Source organism: Acrocarpospora catenulata (assembly GCF_018476525.1).
GTDB lineage: Bacteria > Actinomycetota > Actinomycetes > Streptosporangiales > Streptosporangiaceae > Acrocarpospora > Acrocarpospora catenulata.
The window spans coordinates 36716-61664 of record NZ_JAHCST010000048.1 but is presented as its reverse complement, the minus strand read 5'-3'; the positions used below and the strand labels follow the sequence as shown (position 1 = coordinate 61664).

Here is a 24949-nt window from a genome sequence, read left to right as displayed (position 1 = left end):
CACCCAGGGAATCCTGTCCGTGTGTCCAGTACAGGGAATCCCGGCTACGTGCGATGCGTGGGAGCAATCATCACCGACCCCCAAGACCGCCTTCTCCTCATCAAACGAGGCCACCCCCCAGGCGAGGGCCTCTGGTCCATCCCCGGCGGCCGCGTCGAACCCGGCGAAACCGACGCCGAAGCCCTCCGCCGCGAAATCCACGAAGAGACCGGCCTCCACATCACCCCAGGCCCCCTGGCCGGCACCGTCCACCGCCCCCCGTACGAAATCCACGACTACTACGCCACCATCACCCACGGCACCCCAGCCCCCGGCGACGACGCCACCGCCCTCCACTGGGCCACCCCAACCGACCTCACCCACCTCCCCCTGACCGACGGCCTGCTCGACTTCCTCAACAACCTCCCGTCCCGAGGTAACTAACGGTCCTCGGTGGTTAAGGTGCTGCGCCAGATGGTGATGTTGTCGGTGGTGGCGGTGGTGGAGCGGCCGAGGGCGATGACGCGTTGGCCGGAGATGGTTACGGCGGCGAGCCATTGGGCGCCTGGGCCGCCGAGGCCGTCTTCGGTGAGGGTGTGGCGTTGCCAGGTGAGGCCGTCGGCGGAGGCCCAGACCGAGCTGTCGCCCTCGTTGGAGGGGCCGTGGGAGCCGACGGCGACGATGCCGCCTTGGGCGGCGCTCAGGTCCAGGACCACGGCGTTCTCGTCGGCGGGGAGCCAGCTGTACTCCCAGCTGTCGCCGTTGTCGCGGGAGACGGCGGAGAAGGGACGGGTGCCGTCGTCGGTGAGGGCGGTGCCCACGGCGATGATCCGGTCGTCACGCGCCACCACATGACGTAACCCGGCGGACCGGGCGTCCTCGGGAACAATACGGCTCTTCGCCGACCAGGTGCTGCCGTTGGCGGACACCCAGACGACCCCGGACTCCCGCTCAGCCGGCCCGGTACCGCCGACCGCGATGAACCCGGACGAGGTGGCGGCCACATCGTGGATGCGCACCCCGGCACCACCCGCAGGAAGCTTCCCCACCCTGGTGAACCGCTTGAGATCGGGACTGAACCACAGCGCGGGCACGATGCCCGCACCCGTCTGGTCCTCCCCCGCCAGCACGTACCCAGCCGAACCGGCGGCAACGGCATGCGGCGCCAGGTAGTAGTGCCCTTCCGGCACCTCAAGGGCCGGCCCGGGCCGCCATGCCTTGCCGTCCCGTGAGGTGACCAGCAGCGGCCTGGTGACGATCAGATCGGCCATGGTGCTGCCCACCGCGAGCCAGCCGTCCCGCCCGTGCGCCACGTCGGTCAGCGCCTGCCGCCCCGACCCACCCAGCCACTCCGACACCACGGCCTTCCAGTTGGCGCCGTTGTTCCCGCTGGTCCAGATCCCGGCATCCCCGTTGGCCGACCCCACCGCGACGAAGGCCCCACCGGAGGCGAGCACGCTCGCCGTGTCCCTGGCCAGCCGGTTCAACCCGGCCACCGTCTCCAGCGGTACGGCCCTGGCCTCCTTGCCCTTCTCCGCGGTCATCAGCACCGGCAGGTTCTCCACATCACCGGCGCCGCGTTTGTCCCCACCGGCCACCAGCAGCCCGTCGTCGGTGACGGTGACCCCGCGCAGCGTGCCGGGAATGTGCCCGAGATCGGAGCTCTTGGCCCACTTCTTGCCGTCACCGCTGCGGAAGACCGCGTACTCCTCCCAGGCCGACTCGGCCACCGCCGCGATCCCGGCCGCGGACGAGGCCAGCCCGCGCACCCCGCTGCCCTGCGGGCTGAGCGGCCCGATCGTCCCGCACGGACTCCACTCGCCCCCATCGGGGGAGCAGTGCACGGGCACGCCCTCCCCGCCGAACCGCTGACCGGTCGGAACCAGGACGAACCCATCCGACCCCACCGCCAGCGCCCCCGGCTCGGGACGGATGTCGGGGATCGCGGTAGCCGTACGGAGCCAGCTGCGGCCACCGTCCGGCGAACGCAGGATCACCGTGGCGGTGCCTTCGCCGGGGTTGGCGAGCGCCACCACCTGATCCCCCTTGGCGATCACCGACTGGATGCCCCGGATCTTGTCGGAGGTGCCGATCCTGGCGTTGTCGATCCGGGTCCACGCCTGGCCGTCCGGGGACACCCAGGCGACCGCGCCCAGCGTGCCGTCCGCGAGCGTGGTGACGCCCACGGCGACGAACCCGCTGGCGGTCCTGGCCAGGTCGGTGATCTGGTCCTGGCCGAGGAAGGCGCTGAGCCTGGCCGGGTCCACCGCCGTCCAGGTGCGCCCGTCGGCGGAGGTCCAGATGCCCCGGCCGTCCTGGCCGGGCGTGTCGGTGCCGACCGCCAGCCAGCGGCCGTCGCCGCCGGTGACCCGGCCCGGCGAGCCGGGGGCGGGTTCGTAGCCGGGCGGCCCGATGACCTTGCCGAGTTCCCAGTCCTTGCCGCCGTTGACGGAGACGAGGAAGAGCGGCCGGGCGATGGCGCTGGTGGTGTCGCTGCCGACCACCACGATGGTGGAGCCCGCCGAGGCCACCGAGGTGAGCACCTGGCGGGAGCCGTTGCCGGGCAGGCCGGGCGCCTGGAAGGCCGAGTCGCCGGACTGTCCGTCGCCCACCGCCAGGGTGATCCCGGCGGCGCTGGGCTCGCTGGCCCAGCGGATCGCGAACAGCCCGACCGCCGCCACCGCGACCAGCGTGATGAGCACCAGCAGCGGTAACAGCAGGGGCCGGTGGGTCCGGCGTGGCGCCTTCACGCCCCGGCGGTGGTGGCGCCCGCTACGCGGTGGGCCCAGCGCGACCAGCACGTCGGGCCGGGCCGGTCGTCCCCCTGGCGGCCGGCCGATCCGCTGTGGTTCCGGTTCCGGAACGTCCGGTACCTCCGGCACCTGGACCGGCTCCACCTTGGGCGGCAACGTCCCGCTCCGGCCTCCCCCGTACGGGTGCCTCGTCCGCTCGGCCGAACCGCCGTAGGGATGCGCGCCGCCCCCTACCCCGGCCACCGGACGGTCACCGGCCTCTCCCCCTGCCCCCTCCTCGCTGCGCCAGGCGGGATAGGCCGTGGACCCGCCATAGGGATCCCTGGCGGTCCCGGAATCACCGGCCGTGCCCTCTCCGGTCTCCGCCGGCAGTCGCTCGGGATCGGCCTGGATCTGGGGCTGCATCCGGATCCCGCTGGGCGGTGGCCCCGAGGCGACCAGCTTGTCCGGACGGGTGACCAGCCGGCGCGGCGGTCGCGGCTCCTCGTCTATCTCCGCCTGCCAGGACCAGCTGGGCTGCGGACGTGGCTGCTCGGGATCCCCGTACGGCGGGCGTCCCGACCGTGGCTCCGGATCGGGCGGCTCGGGCCGGCTGTACGGCCGCACATGCCGGAAATCCGCCTCATCGGAAACCTCCTGCGCCCGGCGTCCGGCATACCCGGATGAAGTTTCGTAAAAGTTTTCCCGCCCGGAAGATGATTCGTAAAGATTTCCTTCGCCGGGCTGCGGCTCATGGGAAATTCCATGGCCACTCTGCCCGGAAGAGGATTCGTAGGCATTTCCCTGGCCCGACGGCGTCGCGGGAACATCCCCGTAAGGCCGACGGCCGATTCTCGGCGTCCAGGGGTTGGTAGCTTCCGGATCAAAAGGATCAGATGAGGACGATTCCGGCGATTCCGCAGGATGCTCCATATCCTCCGGCACGGGGGCACCGAATGGCGGCAGCGCCCACGGTGATGCGCCTGGGCGTTGGACCGGCCGCACCACGGGCCCCGGCGGCGAGTGATGCAGCGTCGGAGGCGACTCCGGCGGCACCTCGTCGCGGGGGGCCTCGTCTCGGGGGGACACGAGCCGGTACCTCCTATATCAGGACCGTTCCAGACATATCGCGGACGTGCTCGCTAGATACCCTCTCACCACCGAGCGATCACCTCTTCTCTAGTGAGATTTATCGGGACAGAGTCTGAACTGCGGCTTTGCGGGCGATTATTAGGACGGCCACGGCGTAGACCGCGAACTGAACGGCGGTCCCCACCGCGCTCTGCCACGGCAACGACCCCTGTTCCAGCGCCCCGTCCAGATCCCCGTCCGAGGCCGCAAGCCCGAACGCCCCGACGTTGTTGACCACATGCAACGCGATCGCCGCCTCCAACCCCCCGGTACGCACGACGAGCCACCCCATCAGCAAGCCGAACCCGAACACGTACCCGATGCCCCAGTCCGTGTACCCGTGCAACGCCGCGAACCCGGCCGAGCCGATGATGATCGCGGGCCACGGGTTACGCAGATAGGCCCCGAACGCCTGGATCACCCACCCCCGGAACACGTACTCCTCGGCGGCGGCCTGGAACGGCACGAGTACCACGATGATCGCCATCGCGTTGAGGAAGGGCGCCCAGCCACCCCACTCGTAGTTCACCCGCCCCCCGGTGAGAAAGAGCGTCAGGCTCTGCGCCCCCTCCCCGAGCGCTACGGCCAGGATCGCGAACGGCACGCAGGCCAGCAGCCACCGCCAGCGCAACCGCCCGGCCACCGAGGACACCGTGCCAGGACGCCGCCGCTGCACCAGCCAGACGGTGCCCAGCACCACCGGGATGGCCAGCGCGATCACCAGCAACTGGAACCCCAACTCCAGCAGCGGATCGCGGAAGAACCGGGTCCCGTCGGCGACCATCGGCACGTTGGCGAGGTTCGCGGTGATCCCCACGATCACCCCGAGCACCAGCGAGACCGCCATGAACCCGGCCACGACGGTCAGCGACCCCACCACCGGCCGCCACCACCGATTGACCGCGTTCCGCGCCATCAGATCGAACCGCAACCCCCCCGGCACCGGAACCATCCACGGCTGCGGCTGCGGCTGCATCTGCGCACCCGGCGGCCAGCCGGGCCCAGCACCTGGTGGCCATCCAGGCCCAGCCCCAGGCGGCCATCCCTGCCCAGCCCCCGATGGCCATCCAGGCCCAGCGCCCGGCGGCTGGCCCGGCCCAGCACCCGGCGGCCATCCAGGTCCAGCGCCTGGGGGCTGGCCCGACCATCCCGGCCACTCCGGCCCCGCACCCGGCGCGGAATACGCCGCATCAGGCGCGTTTCCCGAATTCGGCCATCCCGTCCCCGGGTAATGCGGCGGAACGCCTGACTCGCCCGATTGCGGCGGATATGGTGCCGGATAACGCGGCGTGCCACTTGGGTGCGTCTGGTGCGTCTGGTGCGTCGAGCCTGAAGGAGGCGACGGGTCGGTCGGTGCGGGATGGACGGGCGCCCAGGTCGGAGGCGTGTGGGCAGGCGGTGGCCGGTCGGGACGCTTCTCGTGGTCGCTCATGAATCCCATTCTCCGTAACCCCTGGCGATCACATAGCGGCCCCCTATGCGCAATTGTTCACAGACATCAAGGGCCGCGAAGAGTTCACTCAGGGGGACGTTCAACCCCAGGAGATTGCAATGAGTCGGTTAGGACCTGTATATACCTTGGCCGCGGGCGCGTTGCTCACCGTCGCTCTCGGCATCGCCAGCGCCCAGGCCGCGCCCGCCATCGAGCAGGCGACGGCCAGCCCGATCGATACCTCGTCGGAGGCGGAGGCCGCGGAGACGGCCACCCCCGACGAGACACCTGACGAGGCCCCCACCGAGGCCCCCACGGAATCCCCCGCCGCCGAGGCCACCGAGCCGCCGCAGGAGGAGACCCCCACCCCGGAGGACAGCGCGGCCCCCGAAGCCGTCGACCCCACGCCGAAGAAGGTGGACTACGCCGGTGTGGTGCAGGGCAACGGCGGCCTGGTGGCCATCTCGATCCGCGACGGCAAGGCGGTGGCCTACTTCTGTGACGGCTACATCGAGGCCTGGCTGAAGGGCACGGCGGAGAACAACACCGTCACCCTGAAGGGCAAGGACGCCCGGATCACCGCCACGCTCGGCGGCGGCAAGGCGGAGGGCCGCCTGCAGTTCAAGAACAAGTCGTGGCGCTTCTCGGCCCCGGTCGTGAAGAAGCCGTCCGGCCTCTACCGGGCCACCGCCCAGGTGCGCGGGGCACGGATCGTCGGCGGCTGGATCAAGCTGCCCAGCGGCCAGTCGGTGGGCCGGTTGGCCCTGGGTTCCGGCGGCGCCGGCGAGTCCGCGCCCGCCTTCGACGGCGGCGCCGTCACCTGGTACGGCATCCAACTGCAGCCCCAGGAGCCGGACGCCTTCATCGACACCCTGAACCCCTGATGTTAACGAGAAACCCGTCCCATAGACAGCCACATAGCCACCGACCAGGCCGCTCACCGCTGTGGCTGTCCAGATCACGACTTTCTCATTAAGCGAGCCCGACATGAGCCACACGCACCTGACCCGCCACCGCTCCGCCGTCGTCCTGCTCCTCGTCCCCGCCCTGGTCGGCGGCGCCATCTCCACCGCACTCGGCGTGTACGGGGAGTTCCACCCGCCCACCCGCTTCGGGATCAGCGTGGCCGGGTTCTCCGGCCCCCTGGCCATGAAGGCCTGGCTGACCACGGGCGCCGCCCTCTTGGCCATCGTGCAGGTCCTGACCGCCATGGCCATGTGGGGCAGGCTCCCGCTGGACGGCGCGTGGGTGGCCCCGGTCCACCGCTGGTCGGGCCGGATCGCCTTCCTGCTCACCGTGCCGGTCGCCTTCCACTGCCTGTACGCGGTGGGCGCCCGGTACGACGAACCCCGTGTCATGATCCACTCCATCCTCGGCTGCCTGTTCTACGGCGTCTTCGCCACGAAGATGCTCTCCCTCCCCAAGCGCGGCCTGCCGGGCTGGACCCTCCCGGTGCTCGGCGGCGTGCTCTTCACCCTGCTGGTCGGCCTCTGGCTGACCTCCTCGTTCTGGTTCTTCACCACGATCGGCGTGGTGATCTGACGCGCCACGACCCGCGCCAGGCCACACCGAACTCCCTGGGACCGCTTCAGGGGCCACCCCACAGCCCCTGAAGCGCCCTCAGAGAAGCCAGGCAAGCCAGACAAGCCAGACAAGCCGGAGGGAGCTCAGAGAAGCTCAGAGGGTTTCCGGCCGCTCGAACACCTTGCTCCGCGTCAACCCCGCCGCCCGCCCCTTGGCCGCGACCACCAGCGCCATCTTCCGGGACGCCTCGTCGATCATCTCGTCCCCCAGCATCGCCGCCCCCCGCCGCTCCACGGTCGTGTAGTACTCGTACGCGTCGAGAATCAGCTCCGCGTGGTCGTAGTCCTCCTGCGCCGGGGAGAACACCTCGTTGGCCGCGTCCACCTGCCCCGGATGCAGCACCCACTTGCCGTCGAACCCCAGCGCCGCCGCCCGCCCGGCCGCCCGCCGGAAGCCGTCCAGATCCCGGATCTGGAGGTAGGGCCCGTCGATGGCCTGCAGGTCGTGGCTGCGCGCGGCCATCAGGATGCGCATCAGCACGTAGTGGTAGGCGTCACCCTCGGGATACCCGGGCGGCTGCTCCCCCACCACCAGCGTGCGCATCCCGATCGAGGCCATGAAGTCGGCCGGGCCGAAGACCAGCGTCTCCAGCCGCCCGCTGGCGCCCGCGATCTCGTCCACGTTGACCAGGCCCCGGGCGCTCTCGATCTGCGCCTCGATCCCGATCCCGCCCAGCGGCAGCCCGTTGGCCCGTTCGATCTGGCTGAGCAGCGTGTCCAGCCACCGGACGTGGCCGGCGTCCTCCACCTTGGGCAGCATCACGCAGTCCAGCCGCCCCTCGGCCCCCTCCACCACCTCGATGACGTCACGGTAGGTCCAGTGCGTGGTCAGGTCGTTGACCCGGACGGCCACCGCCTTCCCCGACCAGTCGCCGGACCGCAGCGCCGCGACCACGTTCCGCCTGGCCTCCGCCTTGGCCAGCGGGGCGACCGCGTCCTCCAGATCCAGGAAAACGGAATCGACCGGGAGGCCCTGAGCCTTCTCCAGGAACCGCGGATTGCTGCCGGGAACCGCCAGAACAGATCGTCTCGCTCGCATGCGCCACACCGTAGCGCCCGCCCGGCCACCCGCAGCGCCCCCACCCCTCCGTCTGTGGATAACCCGCCTGCTGTGGATAACCCCGGATAGCCACCTGTGCCCTTCCTACAAACGACCGCGAACGACGTTGGCCGCGACGTCGTATATCGCACCCCAAAGCTCTCCCAAGAATGGTCAACAGCGACAAGTACTCCGAAAAGGACGTCAGGATGACCAGCGCAACCACCGGGGCCCGCCCCGCCGTACTGTCCGATCTCATCCCGGGGCGGCTGGTCCGCGACACCGCGCTGGTCGTCGGCGCCGCCGCGCTCACCGGCGTGGCCGCGCAGATCAGCTTCCCGCTCCCGGACACCCCCGTGCCGGTGACCCTGCAGACGCTGGCCGTGCTGCTCTCCGGAGCCGCGCTCGGCCTGCACCGGGCCTTCCTCGGCATGGTGCTCTACTTCCTGGTGGGCCAGGTCAGCGACCTGGCGGGCCTGGGCCTGACCTGGTTCGCCCCGTCCGGCGGGAACGCCACCCTCGGTTACATCCTGGGCTTCATCGTGGCCGCCTCGCTGGTCGGCCACCTGGCCGCGCGTGGCGGCGACCGCACCGTCGCGCGCACCGTCGGCACCATGCTCGCCGGGACCCTGACGATCTACGCCGTGGGCGTGCCCTGGCTGATGGTCTACACCGGCATGGACCTGGCCACCGCGGTGGACAAGGGCGTGGTGCCGTTCCTGGCCGGGGACACGGTCAAGCTGGTGGTGGCCGCCGGGCTGCTCCCCGCCACCTGGAAGCTGCTCGGCGGGGGTGCCAAAGTAGAGGAATGACCCTGCGGCTGATCGAAGAGGGCGCCAAGAAGTCCGGAGTCTGCTGGCTGGCGCTGCCGTCCGGAACCCGGCTGGCCTGGCACGTCTGGCACGACGGGGCGATCTGCCTGGTCACCGGCGGCGGCGAGCAGGAACTGCCGGGCCTGGCCGAGTGCGCGACCACCGAGGTGGTGCTGCGCAGCAAGGACAACGGCGCCCAACTGATCCGCTTCCCGGCCACCGTCGAGGTGCTCGACCAGACCGAGCACGCCGAGACGGTAGCCGCGCTGGCCAAGGAGCGGCTCAACGCCGCCGACAGCGCGGCCCTGACCGCCCGCTGGGCCACCGAAGCCCTGGTGGTACGGCTGACGCCGGCACCCGACCCCAACGGCTGAGGCCCGCACCCGACCCCAACGGCTGAGGCCCGCACCCGACCTCAACGGGTGAGCCCCTCACCCCACCCCGACGGGTGACGGCTCGGCCGCCACCGGTGCGGCCTTCCTGGCACCCGCGGCGGCGGTCTGGGCCAGCAGCGCCCCCACGAGCACCACGGCCCCACCGGCGATCTGCGCCACCCCGAGCCGCTCCCCGAGCAGCACCCAGGCGATCAGCGCCCCGCCGATCACCTCCACGGTGGCCACGGTCGCCCCCACCGCCGCCGACAACCGCCGCACCGCGGTGACCCCCGTGACGTACGCGATGACGGTGGCCACCACCACCAGCCAGGCGGCCGCGCCCGCCACCGGCAGCGTGTGCTCACCCACCGTGGCGGTCCCCCCGAACACCGCCCAGTCGATCTCCCACGGTCGCGCGATCGGAATCAGCACCACCGCCGCCCCCGTCATCCCCCAGGCGACCAGCCCGAGCGGATCGACCCGCAAGTTATCGCTCATCAGGAAATATCCGGCGCAGCACGCGGCGGCCAGCAGCGCCAGCACCAGCCCGATCGCGTCCAGCCGCAGCCCCTGCCACACCTCCACGACCACCCCGAGCCCGACCACCGCGACCACCGCGCCCACATAGGCCGCCCGCGACAGCCGTACCCGCCGGACGAACCGCACCCAGAGCACCACGAGCACCGGCGCGGTGTACTCGATGAGCAGGGTCACCCCCACCGGCAACCGGGTGATCGCCACGAAGAACAGCGCCTGCACCCCGGCCACCGCCACCACCGCGTACGCCGCGAAGAACCCCAGCTGGTCCCGGGGAATGCGGAGCGCCCGCGGCCGGACCACCGCCAGCACCGCCAGGAGCAGCACCCCGGCCCCGGCCATCCGCACCCACACCGACTCCAGCGGGGCGAGCCCGGCGGCCCCGAGGAACTTGGCCATCGGCCCGGAGAACCCGAAACAGGCCGCGGAGACGACAGCGATTCCCAGGCTGATTGACCTGATCATGACCCATCCATGTAACTACCGTTTGATGCTATTGATCCTGTCATAACCGGCGTAACGCACGCACCCCCATAGCCTTCGAGCGTGGATCGGATCTTCGTGGCCCGGCTGGCGGGGCTCGCGGTGTTCGATCCGGCCGGCGACCGCATCGGCCGGATCAGGGACGTCGTGGTCGCCCTGCGCGGCCGCCTGCCGCCCCGGGTGCACGGCCTGGTGGTCGAGGTACGCCCCCGGCGGCGGGTCTTCCTGCCGATCACCCGGATCATCAGCGTGGAGGCCGGCGCGGTCATCTTCACCGGCCGCCTCAACCTGCGCCGGTTCGAGCAGCGCGACTCCGAGACATTGGCCATGGGCGAGCTGCTGGACCGCAAGGTCGCCCTGGCCGGCGACCCCGCCACCGTGCTGGACCTGGCCATGGAGCACAGACCCCCGGACTGGCTGATCACCAAGGTGGCCATCCGGCGCGGCACCCGCCGCAGGGGCGAGACGGTGATCGTCGACTGGGACCAGGTCACCGGCTTCGAGACGCGCCCGCACGAGCAGGGCGCGGCCAGCCTGCTCGCCGCCATCGACACCATGCGCCCCGCCGACCTGGCCAACCTGCTGCACGAGCTGCCGGACAAGCGCATGGCCGAGGTGGCCGCCGCGCTCGACGACGATCGCCTCGCCGACGTGCTGGAGGAGCTGCCGGAACGCGACCAGGTGGTGGTGCTCGGCAACCTGGCCGCCGAACGGGCCGCCGACGTGCTGGAGGAGATGGGCCCCGACGACGCGGCCGACCTGCTCCAGGAGCTGCCCGCCGAGCAGGCCGAGTCGCTGCTCCAGCTGATGATCCCCGAGGAGGCCGAGCCGGTACGGCGCCTGCTCGGCTACGGCGAGGAGACCGCCGGCGGCATGATGACCACCGAGCCGGTGATCCTCCCGCCGAACGCCACCGTGGCCGAGGCGCTGGCACACATCCGCAACCCGGAGCAGACCCCCTCGGTGGCCGCCCAGGTGTTCGTCTCCCGCTCGCCCACCGAGACCCCGACCGGCCGCTACCTGGGCCTGGTGCACTTCCAGCGGCTGCTCCGCGAGGCGCCGTCCACCCTCATCGGCAGCCTGCTCGACACCTCACTCGACCCGATCCGCCCCGACCTCACGCTGCCCGAGGTGGCCTCCTACCTGGCCACGTACAACATGATGGCCAGCCCGGTGGTGGACGGCGTGGGCCGGCTGCTCGGCGCGGTGACGGTGGACGACGTGCTCGACCACCTGCTGCCCGAGGACTGGCGGGAGAGCAATGGCTGACCGGCTGGACCAGCCCAGGGAAGCGCGCCTCCAGCTCCGGCCGCAGTACGACCCCGAGGCGTTCGGCCGCTGGGCGGAGCGTTTCGCCCGGTTCCTGGGGACCGCCAGGTTCCTGGTGTACATGACGATCTTCGTGACCGTCTGGGTGCTGTGGAACGTGCTGACGCCGCTGAAGTTCGACCCGTACCCGTTCATCTTCCTGACCCTGGCCCTGTCCCTGCAGGCCTCCTACGCCGCGCCGCTGATCCTGCTGGCGCAGAACCGGCAGGACGACCGGGACCGGGTGCAGAACGAGCAGGACCGGCTGGCCGCGGAACGGAACCAAGCGGCGGTGGAATATCTGACCCGGGAGATCGCCGGACTCCGGATCGGGCTGGGCGACGTGGCCACCCGGGATTACCTCAGAGCCGAGCTCCAGCGCCTGATGGACCAGCTGGAGGGCGAGGCAAAAGACAACCCACAGGGACGGTAAGACAGCCCGCCGTTCGTAGGTACGCCCCCGAGTTCGTAGCATGAACGGTATGGCACCGACCCCTGAACAGGTGACAGCCGCGCTGGCGAGGGTCAACGACCCGGAAATCCGCCGGCCGATCACCGATCTCGACATGGTGAAGAGCATTGACATCGGGCTCGACGGTGAAGTCCGGGTGGGCATCTACCTGACCGTCGCCGGATGTCCGATGCGCGACACCATCACCCGGGATGTCACCGCTGCCGTCTCCGCCGTGCCCGGCGTGTCCCGGGTCCGGGTGGAGATGGACGTGATGAGCACCGAGCAGCGAAAGGTCCTGCAGACCAAACTGCGCGGCGACCGCGGCCCGGAGAAGGAGATCCCGTTCGCCAAACCCGGCTCGCTCACCCGGGTCTTCGCGGTGGCCAGCGGCAAGGGCGGGGTCGGCAAGTCCTCGGTCACCGTCAACCTGGCCGCCGCCATGTCGGCGAGCGGGCTCAAGGTGGGCGTGGTGGACGCCGACATCTACGGCCACAGCGTGCCGCGCATGCTCGGGGTCGGGGAGCGCCCCACCAAGGTCGAAGACATGATCATGCCGCCGGTGGCGCACGACATCAAGGTCATCTCGGTCGGCATGTTCAAGCCGGAGGGCAACAGCGCGGTGGTCTGGCGCGGGCCGATGCTCGACCGCGCCCTGCACCAGTTCCTCGCCGACGTCTACTGGGGCGACCTGGACGTGCTGCTGATGGACCTGCCGCCCGGCACCGGGGACATCGCCATCTCGGTGGCCCAGCGCATGCCGACCGCCGAGATCCTCGTGGTGACCACCCCGCAGCAGGCCGCCGCCGAGGTGGCCGAGCGGGCCGGGTCGATCGCCGCGCAGACCCACCAGCAGGTGGCCGGCGTGATCGAGAACATGTCCTGGCTGCCCTGCCCGCACTGCGACGAGCGCATCTCGGTCTTCGGCGAGGGCGGCGGCCAGCAGGTGGCCGACGCGCTGACCCGGACGCTGGGGGCCCGGGTGCCGCTGCTCGGCCAGGTGCCGATCGACACCCGGCTGCGCGAGGGCGGCGACGAGGGCAAGCCGCTGGTGCTCACCGACCCGGACGCCCCGGCCGCCGCCGAGCTCCGCCGGATCGCCGCCGGTCTCGGCAAGCGCTCCAGCAGCCTCAAGGGCCGCAAGCTCGACATCTCCCCAGCCGGTCGATAGACACGCACACGAAAAAGCCCGTCCTGTCCAGGACGGGCTTTTTCACATCAGGTCGCCTCGTTGTCGTATGGCGGGATCTCGCCGTTGGTGAGCTCCATGGCCGCCGGCGCCGGGACGGGCGCCTCCAGCGGCTCCGGTTCCGGCGAGTTCCAGTCCTTCTCCACGTCGTCCAGCAGGTGCTTGCGGACGAACGCCTTCGGGTTCAGATCGGCCGGGTCGAAGTTCTTGAACTCCGGCCCCAGGTTGGCCTCCAGATCGCTCCTGGCGTTGTTGGCCATCTGCCGCAGCTGCCGCAGCGTGCGCCCCGCCTGGGAGGCCGCCTGCGGAAGCTTCTCCGGACCGAAGACCAGCAGCGCGATGACCGCCAACGCCACAATCTCCGGCCAGCCGATTCCGAACACGGCGATCTCCCTTACAAACCCGTACCGATGGCTCTCAGACTAACGCCGCCACCGGCGTGCTCACGAGGCCCCGTCAGCTTGGCCGCGCGCTCGGCGCCGGTGCGGCACCGATCGTTACCGTGGTGGTCCGCTCCGCGCCGGCCCGCTGATACTTGAAGGACACCTGGTCGCCGGGCGCCTTGCTCCGGATGGTGACGATCAACTCCCGGCTGTCGCCGACCGGCTGGCCGGCCACCTCCAGGATCACGTCGCCCGGCCGCAGCCCCGCCTTGTCGGCGGGCCCGCCCGGGGTGACCGGCTCGATGCCCCGCTCGGCCTGCGCCGCGATCCGCACGCCCGGCCCCTGGTACTGCTGGTCGATGCTGATCCCGATCCGGGAGGTACGGGCCGTGCCGGTGGTGATCAGCTCCTCGGCGATCCGGCGTACCTGGTTGACCGGAATGGCGAAGCCCAGGCCGATGCTGCCGGTCTGCTGGCCGCCCAGGGCCGAGCCGCCGCCCAGGGTGGCGATGGCCGAGTTCACCCCGATCACCTCCCCGGCCGCGTTCACCAGCGGCCCGCCGGAGTTACCCGGGTTGATCGCGGCGTCGGTCTGGATGGCGTTGATCAGCGCCGAGTCCCGCCCGCGCTCGCCGCCCGCCTCCACCGGCCGGTTGAGCGAGCTGACGATGCCGGTGGTGACGGTCCCGGTGAGACCGAGCGGGGAGCCGATGGCGATGACCGGGTCACCGACCACCATGGTGTCGGAGTTGCCCAGCGCCGCCTCCGGCGAGCCGAAGGTCTCGTCCGGTTTGACCACGGCGATGTCGGAGTTGGGGTCGCGGCCGACGATGCGCGCGGTGGTGGCCTGCCGGTTGGCGAACTTGATCCGGATCTCACCGCCCTGCGCGGCCACCGCCACCACGTGGTTGTTGGTGACCACGTAGCCGCCCTTGATCAGGAAGCCGGAGCCGGTGCCCGACTCGGCGTTGCCCCGCACCTCCAGCGAGACCACGCTGGGCAGCACCCTGGCCGCCACTCCGGCCACCGACTCTGGCGGGCGCGCGGTGGTCCCGGCCGGGGCGCTGGGAATGGCGTACCCCGGGTCCAGGCCGGAGCCGCGGCTCTGCAACAGGTAGGTGCCGTAACTGCCGGCCACGCCGGCCACCAGCGCGATCGTCACGGCCAGCGCGGCCAGCGTGCCCGTCCGGGGCGAACGCCGCGGGGCGGGCGCCGGCGGGGGACCTCCCGGCGGCGGCGCCCAGGCCGGGCCCATACCGAACGGGTTGGTGGGCGGCGGCGGACCGGCCGGACCTGGCCCGCCGAAGGGCGGCTCCTGCGGAAGCGGCGGCGGCGGGCTGCCGAACGCCCCTTGCTGACCTCCGAATTGCTGACCTCCGAACCCCCCTTGCTGACCGCCGAACGACCCCTGCTGCCCGGGGTACGGCCCGAACTGCCCGGTCGTCGCCGGGTCCGGTGGGGGCATGCGGTGCGGAGCGGTCCCGCCGGCAGCCCCGGAGGGATCGCCCCAACCTGGCTGGGGCGCGGCTCCCTCCACCGGTGCCGGTAGGAACTGTGGCCGGTCCGACGCGTTGTGAGGACGCGTGTCGTCGGTCATCGCTGCTTTCACTCCCACGCAAGGTCAGCGGTGGCGGGATGCCATCCTCACCGCAACGGCATACGTCCGGCGTAAAGCCAGATCGTATGCCGTCTGGATCCCCATCATTCGGCAGGGTAGTCGCCCGATCTGGACATCAGTGCGCAAGCGACGGCGTCACACTCGGGCTGACCTGAGGAGTGGCCCTGGGGGCCTGGCCGTTGAACGGGGTCGCGGTCTTGGGCGCCGGCACCATCATCTCGGGCGGCGTAGCGGGCCGCGGGTCCCCGCTGACCATGAACAACGTGCCGAGCGCGACCGCCGCGGAGGCCATCCCGACCGCCACGTAGCCGACCCGGCGATTACCACGGCCAGGCCCGGAAGAACCGCCGCCGCTTCTGCGGGGGCGGTTGTCCAAAGGGGCCAGGCTGTAGATCCCCGGCAGGTTGCGGGTGTCCGGCGGGCTCGGCGGCGGCATGCGCAGCAGCGACATGGTCAGGTCGGCCGGCATGGCCGGCGGGTCCATCAGCCGCAGTCGGCTCTTCAGGGCCCGCAGCGCCTCCACCTCCGCCCGGCAGTCGGCGCAGAAGGTCAGGTGGGCCAGCGCGCGCTCCCGGTCGTTGTGGCCGAGCTCGCCATCGATCAGCGCGGAGACGCGCTCTCCGAGGTGCGTCATGCTCCCTCCTCGTGGTGCTGTCGGGGACAGCGGAGCGGGGTGCTCATCTGCCCTCCCGGGTGAAGGACGAAGGGGGGAGTTGGTCATTGCGGGGGGCCCGGTGCTCCAGCGCGTCGCGCAGCTGGGTGCGGGCCCGGTGGATGCGGCTGCGGACGGTGCCCAGCTTCACCCCGAGCGTGGCCGCGATCTCCTCGTAGGACAGGCCCTCGATGTCGCAGAGCACGACGGCGGCCCGGAACTCCGGGGCCAGCGCGTCCAGCGCCGCCTGGATGTCGGGTTCGAGGTGGGCGTCGTCGTAGGCCTGGGCCGGGGACGGCTCCCGCCCGCGCAGCCGCTCGGCCGCGTCGTCGGCGAGACCCTCGAAGCGGACCCGCTGCTTACGCCGCGCGTGGTCCAGGAACAGGTTGGTGGTGATCCGGTGCAACCAGCCCTCGAACGTGCCGGGCGTGTAGCTGGACAGGGAGCGGAAGACCCGGACGAACACATCCTGGGTCAGGTCCTCGGCGTCGTGCACGTTCCCGGTCAGCCGGTAGGCGAGCCGGTACACCCGCGCGGAATGCGTTCGGACGACCTCCTCCCAAGTGGGAGGCGTCCAGTCGGACACGGCGGTGTCCGGCTGGTGGTCCCGATCGTCCACCGACAATCCTCTCTCCAGTGCCGCTACTACCCCCATAGTGCCCGACCCCGCCCCTCCCTGCTGCGTCTAATTTCCCGGACCCCTCGGGCCCGGGACGCGCGCGACCCTTGTCGAACGAGCAGGGTTCGACAAAGACCGTTCAAAGCGTGCAACGTCCCCGTTGTTGCGTGAGTTCCCGTTCGGGGCTTACTCCCCTACGCTTCAGAACCATGAACACGGCGAGCCTGGCCTTTGCGGAGGAGTTCGTCCCGGAGGACGAGCTCCTGCGGGCGGCGCGGCAGCGCGGCACGGAAGTGGGTGCGCCGCCCATTTTGCCCGGCGCGGGCGCCGCGCTCAGCTTCCTGGCGAGCGCCAACAACGCCCGCGCGGTGGTGGAGATCGGCACCGGCTGCGGGGTCTCCGGCCTCTGGCTGCTCCGCGGCATGCGCCAGGACGGCACGCTCACCAGCGTGGACGCCGAGCCGGAGCACCAGCGTCTGGCGCGCCAGACGTTCGCCGAGGCGGGCTTCTCCGGCAGCCGGATCCGCCTGATCGTGGGCCGCGCCCTGGACGTGCTGCCCCGCCTCGCCGACGGCGGCTACGACCTGGTCTTCTGCGACGCCGCCAAGCAGGAGTACGGCGACTACCTGGCCGAGGCGATCCGGCTGCTCCGGATCGGCGGCATCGTGGCCTTCGACAACGCGCTCTGGCACGACAAGGTGGCCGACCCGACCCAGCGCGACCCGGACACCGTGGTCATCCGCGAGCTGGGCAAGCTGGTCCGCGGCGACGAGCGGCTCCGCCCGCTGATGCTCCCGCTCGGCGACGGCCTGCTCGCCGCGGTCAAGCTCAGCTCCTGACGCTGCCGAGCCCGCTCAGCCACTCCAGCAGCAGCCGCACGCCGAACCCGGTGGCGCCCTTGTCGGCGCGGGCCGGGCCGGCGATGTCCAGGTGCGCCCAGGGACGCTTGCCGACGAACTCACGGAGGAACAGCGCCGCGGTGACCGAGCCGGCGGCGGGGATGGGGCTCGGGTTGCGCTCCACGTTGGACAGGTCGGCCACGTCGGAGTCCAGTTCGGCCCGGTAGTCGTCGATGAGTGGCATTCGCCACATCCGGTCGCCGCCGCGCTCCCCTGCCGCCAGCAGTTCGGCGGCGAGGGTGTCGTCGCTGGCGTACAGGGCGCCGAGGCCGGTGCCGAGGGCGACCCGGGCCGCGCCGGTCAGGGTGGCCACGTCCACCATGGCGTCGGGGTCGAGTTCGGCGTCGGCGTAGGCGAGCGCGTCGGCCAGCACCAGGCGGCCCTCGGCGTCGGTGTTGAGCACCTCGACGGTGCGGCCGCCGTACTGCGTGATGACGTCGCTGGGGCGCTGGGCGGAGCCGGAGAAGGAGTTCTCGGCGCAGGCGATCAGGCCGGTCACCTTGACCGGCACGTCGAAGCCGGGCAGCGCGGCCAGGGTGGCGATCACCGCGGCGCCCCCGGCCATGTCGGTCTTCATGGTCTTCATGCCGTCGGAGGTCTTCAGCGAGAGCCCGCCGCTGTCGAAGGTGATGCCCTTGCCGACCAGCACCACATGCCGGTCGTACGAGGCGGGCGTGTAGGACATCTCGACCAGGCAGGGCGGGTTGACCGAGCCCTTCCCGACCGCCCGGATGCCGCCGAACCCGGCCAGCTCGGTGTCCACCCGCACGCCGACCCCGGCCGCGGCGCCGAGTTCCACGGCCTGCGCGGCCAGCCAGCCGGGGGTCTTGATCGAGGCCGGGGTGTTGATCAGGTCCCGGGCGGCCGCGGTGGCCCGCGCGGTGGCCTCGCCCCGGCGGATGGCCGCCTCGTCGCCGCCGACCACGACGATCTCCCCCACCGGGCGGCCGCGCACCTCGCCGATGGTGAACTGGTAGGTGGCCAGCAGGGCCGCTTCCACCAGCGCGGCCACGTCCCCGTCCGGCGGGAGCAGCACCGTCAGGCTGGGCCTGCCCTTGGCCTTGCCGCCCAGCGCGGCGCCCGCCTTGCGCAGGTCGTCGCCGGTGCCGTACAGCAGCACGCGCCGCACTCCGTCGCCGTTCGCGACCGGAATTTCGAGCACCTCGCCGGGCTCGCCCTTGGCCTGGTAGTGCGCGAGCAGGGCGTCCACCGGGAGCGGGAGGTCCACCTCGGGGGTCCGGCCGGGGCCGAACGGCACGGCCAGGAACTCGGCGTCGGCGATGGCCTGCGGGGCGATGGTCAGACGGGTCTCGATGGGCACGGAAACTCCAGATAACCGAGGACAACCAGGGAGAAAACAATGCGGCCCCGGCGCGGAATCACCCCGCGGCCAGGGCCGGTGTGGAATCGGACGGCGGGCCGAGCCTCAGCCGACCACGTTCTTGAGAGCGTCTCCGAGCGCGCTGGCCTCGTCCGCTGACAGCTCGACGACGAGCCGGCCACCGCCTTCAAGCGGGACCCGCATGACAATGCCCCGGCCTTCCTTGGTGACTTCCAGCGGACCGTCACCAGTCCGCGGCTTCATCGCCGCCATGCGTGTATCCCTTCCCGCGTTGTCGACCGCCCCCGAAGAGGTGGTCGGCGCATTCACGTCTTCTGTGATGTCCTATTATCCCGCCTCCGAGCTCTTCAGGGTAACGGCCTAGGGCTCATTTGTGGATCAAAGCGGGTGCCCCTATGCATTGTCGGAGACAGATCCTGACCCCACACTGGGTGGCGTGAACGCCCGAGCCGCGCTTTTCGACCTCTACGGGGACCATCTGCGTACGCGCGGCGGACGCGCCTCCGTGGCCGCGCTGGTGCGGCTGCTCGCGCCGCTCCACGTCGCCGCCCCGGCGGTCCGCACCGCCATCTCCCGCATGGTCCGACAGGGCTGGCTGGACCCGGTACGGCTCCCGCAGGGCCCCGGTTACGGTCTCACCCCAAAGTGCGCCCGCCGCCTGGACCAGACGGCCGCCCGAATCTACCGGAGCGGCACGGTCACCTGGCCCGGCCGCTGGCACCTGCTGGTGATCGAGCCGGTCAGGGACCGCCCGCGCCGGGAGCGGCTCCGGGCCGACTTGATGTTCCTGGGGTACGCGCCGCTCTCCGAGACCACCTGGATCGGTCCGCGCCCGTCTCCCGAACTGGACGCCCTGCAGATCACGGCGGACCGCTTCGAGGCCGTGCTGGAGGGCGACCCGCGGGACCTGGTGGCCCGGGCCTGGGACCTGGAGGGCATCGGCAGGGCGTACGAGGAGTGGCTGGCCGGGGCGATGACGCTGGTGGGCTCGCTGCCCGACGACGCCCCCGAGGACCAGGTGTTCGCGGTCCGCAGCAGGCTGGTGCACACCTGGCGCAACTTCCTGTTCCGCGACCCCGCGCTGCCTCCGGCCCTGCTGCCCCCCGGCTGGCCCGGGGAGAAGGCTCGCGCCTACTTCGAGCAGGAGGCCGGCCGCCTGCTGCCCCGCGCCGCCGCCTTCGTCGACCGCACCCTGCACGGGGCCACCTGAGGAAGCGGGTCAGGCTCCGGCCGGTGGCCTGACCGCGTCCGGGTCGGTGCGCACCACGCAGTCCGCGATGTGGTCGTTGACCAGGCCGATGGCCTGCATCAGCGCGTACGCGGTGGTGGGTCCCACGAAGCGGAAGCCGTGCCGTTTGAGGTCCTTGGCCAGGGCGGTGGAGGCGGGGGTGATGGCCGGCACGTCGGCCATCGTCTTCGGGACGGGGGCCGCGGGGTCGGCGTACTGCCAGACCAGGGCGGACAGGCCGCCGGGCAGGGCCAGGGCGGCGCGGGCGTTGGCCACCGCGGCCTCGATCTTGGCGCGGTTGCGGACGATGCCGGGGTCGGCCAGCAGGCGGGCCACGTCGGCCTCGCCGTACCCGGCGACCTGGTGGACGGCGAAGCCGTCGAAGGCCCTGCGGAAGTTCTCCCGCTTGCGGAGGATGGTCAGCCAGGACAGGCCGGACTGGAACGCCTCCAGGGTGACGCGCTCGTAGACGCCGTCGTCGCCGTGGACCGGGCGGCCCCACTCCTGGTCGTGGTAGGCGACGTAGAGCGGGTCGGAGGTGGCCCAGGCGCAGCGGACCACCACAGGGCTACCTCGTCTCCTCGGCGTCGGCCGTCACGTCGGCCTTGCCGTTGGCCGTGATCTCGGCCGTGGCGCCGGCCTGGGCGCCGTTCCAGTCGAGCACCTCGGGCTGGTGCTCGGTCCTGGGCGGCTCGGCCGGGCGGGCGTAGGCCTCCTGGCGGGCCTGCAGGCGGCTGGCCAGCAGTTCGGAGACCCGCTGCTCCAGCATGGCGATCCGGCTGTCCCGCTCGCTCAGCGCGGTGGCCGCCCGCTGGAGGGTCTCGTCCACGCTCTGGGTGTGGTAGCCGACCAGGCCGATGGGCAGGTGCAGGTCCACGAAGTCGCCCGCGTCGAGCCGACCGGCCTCCGGCAACTCCAGCGGCGGGACGTCCGGCGGGAACTCCGCCAGTTCGCCGCCCTTGCCCAGCGACACCAACACCACGCACCCCAGCACGGCGAGGGCGGCGACCACGAGTACGACCAGCAGCACATACGAATCGTGCCACAACTCCCACCACCGGGAGCCGGTTAGGTCAGGCCTCGTCCACGCTGGGGATGATGTGGGAGCGCTTGTCCAGCAGGTCGAACGCCTCCTCGACCGAGCCCGTCCAGGAAATCGCGTCGAACACGTCGGGCCGGGTGAACCCCTGGTCGTACATGCCCTCCACCAGGGCGCGGAGCGGGTCGTACAGGCCCCAGGGGTCGAGGATGACCAGCGGCTTGTTGTGGATGCCGAGCACCCGGGAGGTCCAGATCTCGAAGAGCTCCTCCAGGGTCCCGATCCCGCCGGGCAGCACCAGGAAGGCGTCCGACCGGGCGTCCATCAGCGCCTTGCGCTCCCGCATGCCGTCGGTCACCAGCAGCTCGTGGGAGCCGGTGTCGGCGATCTCGATGTCCACCAGCACCCGCGGGATGACGCCGATCGTGGCGGCGCCGCCGGCCCGCGCCGCCCGGGCCACCTCCCCCATGCAGGACACGATGGCGCCCCCGCTGACCAGGGTGTGGCCGCGCCGGGCCAGCTCGGTGCCCACCTCCCTGGCCAGTTCCAGGAACTTGGGGGCGATCCGCCCGCTGGAGGAGCAGAAGACGCAGATCGCGCTCACTGGGCGTCCGCGGCGGTGAGCTCGGCGGTGGGCTCAGTGGTGGGCTCAGTGGCGGGCTCGGCTTCCCCGGTGTCGTCGTGCTTGCGGTCGGCGTTGACGATGATCTCCACGGCCTCGTCGACGTCGTCGGTGAGGCGGATCAGGTCGACGTCGGCTGGGGAGATCTTGCCGTCGGCCAGCAGCGTGGTCTTGATCCAGTCGACCATGGGGGTCCAGAAACGGGTGCCCATCAGGATGACGGGGAAGGAGGTGACCTTGCGGGTCTGGACCAGGGTGAGGGCCTCGAAGAGCTCGTCCAGGGTGCCGAAGCCGCCGGGCAGGGTGACGAAACCGCAGGAGTACTTGACGAACATGGTCTTGCGGACGAAGAAGTAGCGGAACTCGACGCCGAGGTCGACGTACTGGTTCATGCTCTGCTCGTGCGGGAGCTCGATGCCCAGGCCCACGGAGAGGCCTCCGGCCTCCAGGGCGCCGCGGTTGGCCGCCTCCATGCAGCCGGGGCCGCCGCCGGTGATGACCGCGTAGCCGGCCTCGGCCAGGGCGCGGCCGAGGCGCACGCCGGTGGCGTAGTCGGGAGCGTCGGGCTTGGTCCGGGCGGAGCCGAAGACGGTCACGGCCGGGGGCAGCTCGGCGAGGGCGCCGAAGCCCTCCACGAACTCGGCCTGGATGCGCAGCACGCGCCAGGGGTCCAGGTGCACCCAGTCGGTGGGGCCGCGGCGGTCCAGCAGGCGCTGGTCCGCGGTGGAGTCGGAGACCAGGTTGCCGCGGACCAGGGCGGGGCCCTGGCGTCGCTCGGGTCGGAACGTGTTCATGGCGGTCACGGTACCGTCCTAGGCGGTGCCCGTGACGGCCGCGAAAAGAATCTTGAAATTCATTGGAAACGAGCGGAACCGGCTTTCGCGGAGGGCGCGTCTAAGGTTCGAGGGTGCTGCTCGGGACGGAAAGTGGCTTTCCCCGCCAAATGGCCGGCGAGGAAAGCCACTTTCTTCTTTCTACGGGTACTTCCCCGGGTGTCAGCTCAGGTCAACCAGGCTGTCATCACCCGTTCCGCCTCGACGATCTTCGAAAGTTCCACGTACTCGTCGACTTTGTGGGCCAGTTCCGGATCGCCGGGGCCGTAGTTCACCGCTGGCACGCCGAGCGCGGAGAAACGCGCCACGTCCGTCCAGGCCACCTTGGCCCGGGGAGTGCCGCCCACGGTGGCGGCGAACGCGGCGGCCACCGGGTTCTCCAGGCCGGGCCGGGCGCCGGGGGCGCTGTCGACCAGCCGGACCGCGAAACCGGCGAAGACCTCCTCCAGGTGGGCCAGGGCCTGTGCCTCGGAACGGTCCGGGGCGAACCGGTAGTTCACCGTCACCACGCACTCGTCGGGGATCACGTTCCCGGCGTGACCGCCCCGGATCAGCACCGCGTTGAGGCCCTCGTGGTACTGGAGGCCGTCCACCACCGGGCGGCGCGGGGTGTGGTCGCGGAGCCGGTTGAGGATCTCGGCGGCCTGGTGGATCGCGTTGACGCCCAGCCAGGAGCGGGCGCTGTGGGCGCGCACGCCGGTGGTGGCGACCTCCACGCGGAGGGTGCCCTGGCAGCCGCCCTCGATCTCGCCGCCGGTGGGCTCCATCAGCACCGCGAAGTCGCCGCGCACCCAGTCGGGGTGGTCGCGGACCAGGTGGCCGAGGCCGTTGCGGGCCGCCTCGATCTCCTCGCAGTCGTAGAAGACCAGGGTGAGGTCGCGGTTGGGACGCTCCAGCAGGGCCAGTTTGAGCTGGACGGCCAGGCCGCTCTTCATGTCCGAGGTGCCGCAGCCGTACAGGCGGTCGCCCTCGACCCGGCTGGGCACGTTGCCCGCGATCGGCACGGTGTCCAGGTGCCCGGCGACGACCACCCGCTCGGCGCGGCCCAGGTCGGTGCGGGCCACCAGATTGGCGCCGTCCCGGTGCACGGTGAGGTGGCCGAGACGGGACAGCGCGGCCTCGATCGCGTCGGCGAGCGGCTTCTCCTGGCCGCTCTCCGAGGGCAGGTCCACCAACTCGGCGGTCAGCGCCCTGACGTCTTGATCCAATCGCATGTTCCCGAGCCTATGTCCCGGGAGGGTAGGTTCTGGTTCGTGACAAGGCGCGTTCCCAGAACAGCACTGATCATCCTGGCCATCGTCGCTGTGCTGGGCGCGGGCATCTTCTTCGCCCTCTACAAGATCTTCCAACAGGCCCGGACGTACGCGCTGGGCGAGCACTGCCGGATCACCACCCCCGCGGGCACCCTGGAGCTGGACATCGAGCAGTCCCAGGTGGCGGCCACCATCGCCGCGGTCGCGGCCCGGCGCAAGCTTCCCGAGCGGGCCCTGAAGATCGCGTACGTGACCGCCATCCAGGAGTCCAAGCTGAGCAACATCCCCTACGGCGACCGCGACTCGGTCGGGGTGTTCCAGCAGCGGCCCTCACAGGGCTGGGGCACCCCCGAGCAGCTGCTCGACGTGGTCTACTCGACCCGCAAGTTCTTCGCCGCGCTGGAGAAGGTGGACGGCTACCTGGACATGCCGCTGCACGTGGCCGCCCAGGAGGTGCAGCGCTCCGCCGACGGCAGCGCGTACGCCATGCACGAGGCCGACGCGAACATCCTGGCCGGGGGGTTCGGCGGCCGGGTGCCCAAGGCCGTGAACTGCTGGTGGCCGCCCGCCGACAAGCCGGTGACCCCCCGCCTGGAGGCGGCACGGAAGGAACTGACCCGGGCGCTGGGCGCCGCCGCCGCCAAGGACAGCTGGCTGGTGGCCACCTGGTACGTGGCCTACGCCCAGAAGTACGGCCTGCGCGAGGTCCGCTACGACGGCGTGATGTGGATCGCCGAGAACGGCTACGACGGCTGGCAGTCCGATCCAAAGGCCAAGAGCGTCGCGGTCGTTTAGGCCAGCCGTTCCACCTGGATCGAGCCAGGGGTGAGCGGGTGCGCGTACGAGGCCACCCACTGCCCGCCCTGGACCCGCTGGAACGACAGCAGCCGGTTGTCGTTGGCCCGGTAGTCGGCGAAGTCGAGCAGCCCCCGGTCCGGCAGGCCGGTCATGCCCTCGGCCCGGAAGGCCACCGTGCCCCGCTCGATCGGGAAGAACTCCACGCCCTCCATGATCAGCATGCTCTTGGCCGGGATCATGCCCTGCGCGGGCACCTGGGTCCAGAGCATGACCTCCAGGTGGGCCTCCCCCTGGCTGACGTCCCGCTCCTGGACCGAGAGCCACTGGTAGCGGCGGGTGCCGTCGTCCAGCAGGTGCTCGGTCCACTGCTCGCCGTGCCAGGACAGATGGAGCGCGCCCATCGCCTTGTACCGCGCCCCCGCGATGTGCACGGTGTCGCCGACCTTGATGGTCCGCGGGTCGAAGAACCCGGGCCCCTGATCAGCGCCGAACTCCAGACCGGCGCCCGCGGGAGCGCTCCGCCGGTCCTGCCGGGTGGTGGCCAGGAACGCGCCCAGCACGACGACAAGCGTCGCGAGGCTCAGTCCGAGCACCACCGCTGTCGTCATGGCGG

The 24949-nt window shown here is 71.3% G+C and carries 27 protein-coding genes; 11 read left to right on the top strand and 16 right to left on the bottom strand.

The window, feature by feature from the left end:
• The first annotated feature begins 57 nt into the window (after window positions 1-57).
• Window positions 58-423 carry an NUDIX hydrolase gene (locus KIP79_RS34045; RefSeq protein ID WP_214109083.1) on the top strand — a complete coding sequence of 122 codons (366 nt, stop codon included), beginning with the start codon at window positions 58-60 and terminating at the stop codon, window positions 421-423.
• Here KIP79_RS34045 and KIP79_RS34040 read toward each other — a convergent pair.
• Together KIP79_RS34040 and KIP79_RS49035 are read right to left on the bottom strand one after the other, a co-directional pair.
• Window positions 420-3338 (bottom strand): sialidase family protein, encoded by a 2919-nt coding sequence (locus KIP79_RS34040; RefSeq protein ID WP_214109082.1) that lies wholly within the window; start codon window positions 3336-3338, stop codon window positions 420-422. The genes KIP79_RS34045 and KIP79_RS34040 overlap by 4 nt on opposite strands.
• 562 nt (window positions 3339-3900) lie before the next feature.
• The gene (locus KIP79_RS49035; protein ID WP_214109081.1) at window positions 3901-4818 is read right to left on the bottom strand and encodes a CPBP family intramembrane glutamic endopeptidase; all 918 of its coding nucleotides are present in this window, start codon (window positions 4816-4818) and stop codon (window positions 3901-3903) included.
• A gap of 602 nt (window positions 4819-5420) precedes the next feature.
• On the opposite strand from KIP79_RS49035, the gene KIP79_RS34030 reads away from it, so the two are divergent.
• Window positions 5421-6158, top strand: coding sequence for a hypothetical protein (locus tag KIP79_RS34030; protein ID WP_214109080.1), 738 nt, complete (start codon window positions 5421-5423; stop codon window positions 6156-6158).
• Between the two features lie 103 nt (window positions 6159-6261).
• Window positions 6262-6816, top strand: a complete 555-nt coding sequence (locus tag KIP79_RS34025) for a DUF6529 family protein (protein WP_214109079.1) — start codon at window positions 6262-6264, stop codon at window positions 6814-6816.
• Between the two features lie 135 nt (window positions 6817-6951).
• Here KIP79_RS34025 and KIP79_RS34020 read toward each other — a convergent pair whose 3' ends face one another.
• A complete protein-coding gene (locus KIP79_RS34020) occupies window positions 6952-7896 on the bottom strand; it encodes an HpcH/HpaI aldolase/citrate lyase family protein (protein ID WP_214109078.1) in 945 nt (314 codons plus the stop codon).
• A 209-nt stretch (window positions 7897-8105) separates the two neighbouring features.
• On the opposite strand from KIP79_RS34020, the gene KIP79_RS34015 reads away from it, so the two are divergent.
• Both KIP79_RS34015 and KIP79_RS34010 read left to right on the top strand, forming a co-directional pair.
• Window positions 8106-8708, top strand: a complete 603-nt coding sequence (locus KIP79_RS34015; RefSeq protein WP_214109077.1) for a biotin transporter BioY — start codon at window positions 8106-8108, stop codon at window positions 8706-8708.
• The gene (locus tag KIP79_RS34010) at window positions 8705-9082 is read left to right on the top strand and encodes a hypothetical protein (RefSeq protein WP_250214274.1); all 378 of its coding nucleotides are present in this window, start codon (window positions 8705-8707) and stop codon (window positions 9080-9082) included. The genes KIP79_RS34015 and KIP79_RS34010 overlap by 4 nt, the downstream gene beginning before the upstream one ends.
• A gap of 57 nt (window positions 9083-9139) precedes the next feature.
• Here the strand turns inward: KIP79_RS34010 and KIP79_RS34005 are convergent, their stop codons facing one another.
• Window positions 9140-10084, bottom strand: coding sequence for an EamA family transporter (locus tag KIP79_RS34005; protein WP_214109076.1), 945 nt, complete (start codon window positions 10082-10084; stop codon window positions 9140-9142).
• Window positions 10085-10165: 81 nt separating this feature from the next.
• Here KIP79_RS34005 and KIP79_RS34000 point away from each other — a divergent pair, with 81 nt between their 5' ends.
• Genes KIP79_RS34000 through KIP79_RS33990 form a run of 3 tightly spaced genes read left to right on the top strand, consistent with a single transcriptional unit; the run spans window position 10166 to window position 13032 of the window.
• On the top strand, window positions 10166-11371 hold the full coding sequence (locus KIP79_RS34000) for a magnesium transporter MgtE N-terminal domain-containing protein (protein WP_214109075.1): 1206 nt from the start codon (window positions 10166-10168) through the stop codon (window positions 11369-11371).
• Window positions 11364-11843, top strand: coding sequence for a DUF1003 domain-containing protein (locus tag KIP79_RS33995; RefSeq protein ID WP_214109074.1), 480 nt, complete (start codon window positions 11364-11366; stop codon window positions 11841-11843). Before KIP79_RS34000 ends, KIP79_RS33995 begins: the two co-directional genes overlap by 8 nt.
• Window positions 11844-11892: 49 nt before the next feature.
• Entirely contained in the window at window positions 11893-13032 is a 1140-nt protein-coding gene (locus KIP79_RS33990; protein ID WP_372453732.1) for an Mrp/NBP35 family ATP-binding protein, read from the top strand.
• A 47-nt stretch (window positions 13033-13079) separates the two neighbouring features.
• Here the strand turns inward: KIP79_RS33990 and KIP79_RS33985 are convergent, their stop codons facing one another.
• From KIP79_RS33985 to sigE, 4 genes are all read right to left on the bottom strand, one after another.
• The gene (locus KIP79_RS33985) at window positions 13080-13433 is read right to left on the bottom strand and encodes a sec-independent translocase (RefSeq protein ID WP_214109072.1); all 354 of its coding nucleotides are present in this window, start codon (window positions 13431-13433) and stop codon (window positions 13080-13082) included.
• A 73-nt stretch (window positions 13434-13506) separates the two neighbouring features.
• Window positions 13507-14898 (bottom strand): S1C family serine protease, encoded by a 1392-nt coding sequence (locus tag KIP79_RS33980; RefSeq protein WP_214109071.1) that lies wholly within the window; start codon window positions 14896-14898, stop codon window positions 13507-13509.
• A gap of 268 nt (window positions 14899-15166) precedes the next feature.
• Entirely contained in the window at window positions 15167-15685 is a 519-nt protein-coding gene (locus KIP79_RS33975) for an anti-sigma factor family protein (RefSeq protein WP_214109070.1), read from the bottom strand.
• A gap of 43 nt (window positions 15686-15728) precedes the next feature.
• The gene (gene sigE / locus KIP79_RS33970) at window positions 15729-16358 is read right to left on the bottom strand and encodes an RNA polymerase sigma factor SigE (RefSeq protein WP_214109069.1); all 630 of its coding nucleotides are present in this window, start codon (window positions 16356-16358) and stop codon (window positions 15729-15731) included.
• Window positions 16359-16531: 173 nt separating this feature from the next.
• On the opposite strand from sigE, the gene KIP79_RS33965 reads away from it, so the two are divergent.
• Complete coding sequence (locus KIP79_RS33965) at window positions 16532-17161, top strand: O-methyltransferase (protein ID WP_214109068.1); 630 nt, start codon at window positions 16532-16534, stop codon at window positions 17159-17161.
• Here KIP79_RS33965 and KIP79_RS33960 read toward each other — a convergent pair.
• Together KIP79_RS33960 and KIP79_RS33955 are read right to left on the bottom strand one after the other, a co-directional pair.
• Entirely contained in the window at window positions 17151-18542 is a 1392-nt protein-coding gene (locus tag KIP79_RS33960) for a leucyl aminopeptidase family protein (RefSeq protein WP_214109067.1), read from the bottom strand. The genes KIP79_RS33965 and KIP79_RS33960 overlap by 11 nt on opposite strands.
• A gap of 105 nt (window positions 18543-18647) precedes the next feature.
• A complete protein-coding gene (locus KIP79_RS33955; protein ID WP_083502187.1) occupies window positions 18648-18815 on the bottom strand; it encodes a DUF3117 domain-containing protein in 168 nt (55 codons plus the stop codon).
• A 184-nt stretch (window positions 18816-18999) separates the two neighbouring features.
• Here KIP79_RS33955 and KIP79_RS33950 point away from each other — a divergent pair, with 184 nt between their 5' ends.
• Window positions 19000-19773: a PaaX family transcriptional regulator gene (locus KIP79_RS33950; protein WP_214109066.1), complete on the top strand. Its 774-nt coding sequence runs from the start codon at window positions 19000-19002 to the stop codon at window positions 19771-19773.
• A gap of 9 nt (window positions 19774-19782) precedes the next feature.
• Here KIP79_RS33950 and KIP79_RS33945 read toward each other — a convergent pair whose 3' ends face one another.
• From KIP79_RS33945 to dapE, 5 genes are all read right to left on the bottom strand, one after another.
• The gene (locus KIP79_RS33945) at window positions 19783-20355 is read right to left on the bottom strand and encodes a DNA-3-methyladenine glycosylase I (RefSeq protein WP_214109065.1); all 573 of its coding nucleotides are present in this window, start codon (window positions 20353-20355) and stop codon (window positions 19783-19785) included.
• A 4-nt stretch (window positions 20356-20359) separates the two neighbouring features.
• Window positions 20360-20821 (bottom strand): hypothetical protein, encoded by a 462-nt coding sequence (locus KIP79_RS33940; RefSeq protein WP_214109064.1) that lies wholly within the window; start codon window positions 20819-20821, stop codon window positions 20360-20362.
• Window positions 20822-20864: 43 nt separating this feature from the next.
• On the bottom strand, window positions 20865-21434 hold the full coding sequence (locus tag KIP79_RS33935) for an LOG family protein (RefSeq protein ID WP_214109063.1): 570 nt from the start codon (window positions 21432-21434) through the stop codon (window positions 20865-20867).
• The gene (locus KIP79_RS33930; RefSeq protein WP_214109062.1) at window positions 21431-22246 is read right to left on the bottom strand and encodes an LOG family protein; all 816 of its coding nucleotides are present in this window, start codon (window positions 22244-22246) and stop codon (window positions 21431-21433) included. Before KIP79_RS33930 ends, KIP79_RS33935 begins: the two co-directional genes overlap by 4 nt.
• 206 nt (window positions 22247-22452) lie before the next feature.
• On the bottom strand, window positions 22453-23499 hold the full coding sequence (gene dapE, locus KIP79_RS33925; RefSeq protein ID WP_214109061.1) for a succinyl-diaminopimelate desuccinylase: 1047 nt from the start codon (window positions 23497-23499) through the stop codon (window positions 22453-22455).
• A 39-nt stretch (window positions 23500-23538) separates the two neighbouring features.
• On the opposite strand from dapE, the gene KIP79_RS33920 reads away from it, so the two are divergent.
• Complete coding sequence (locus KIP79_RS33920) at window positions 23539-24333, top strand: hypothetical protein (protein ID WP_308170038.1); 795 nt, start codon at window positions 23539-23541, stop codon at window positions 24331-24333.
• Here the strand turns inward: KIP79_RS33920 and KIP79_RS33915 are convergent.
• A complete protein-coding gene (locus KIP79_RS33915; protein WP_214109060.1) occupies window positions 24330-24944 on the bottom strand; it encodes a DUF4178 domain-containing protein in 615 nt (204 codons plus the stop codon). The two genes, KIP79_RS33920 and KIP79_RS33915, sit on opposite strands and share 4 nt — an antisense overlap.
• Window positions 24945-24949: the final 5 nt, after the last annotated feature.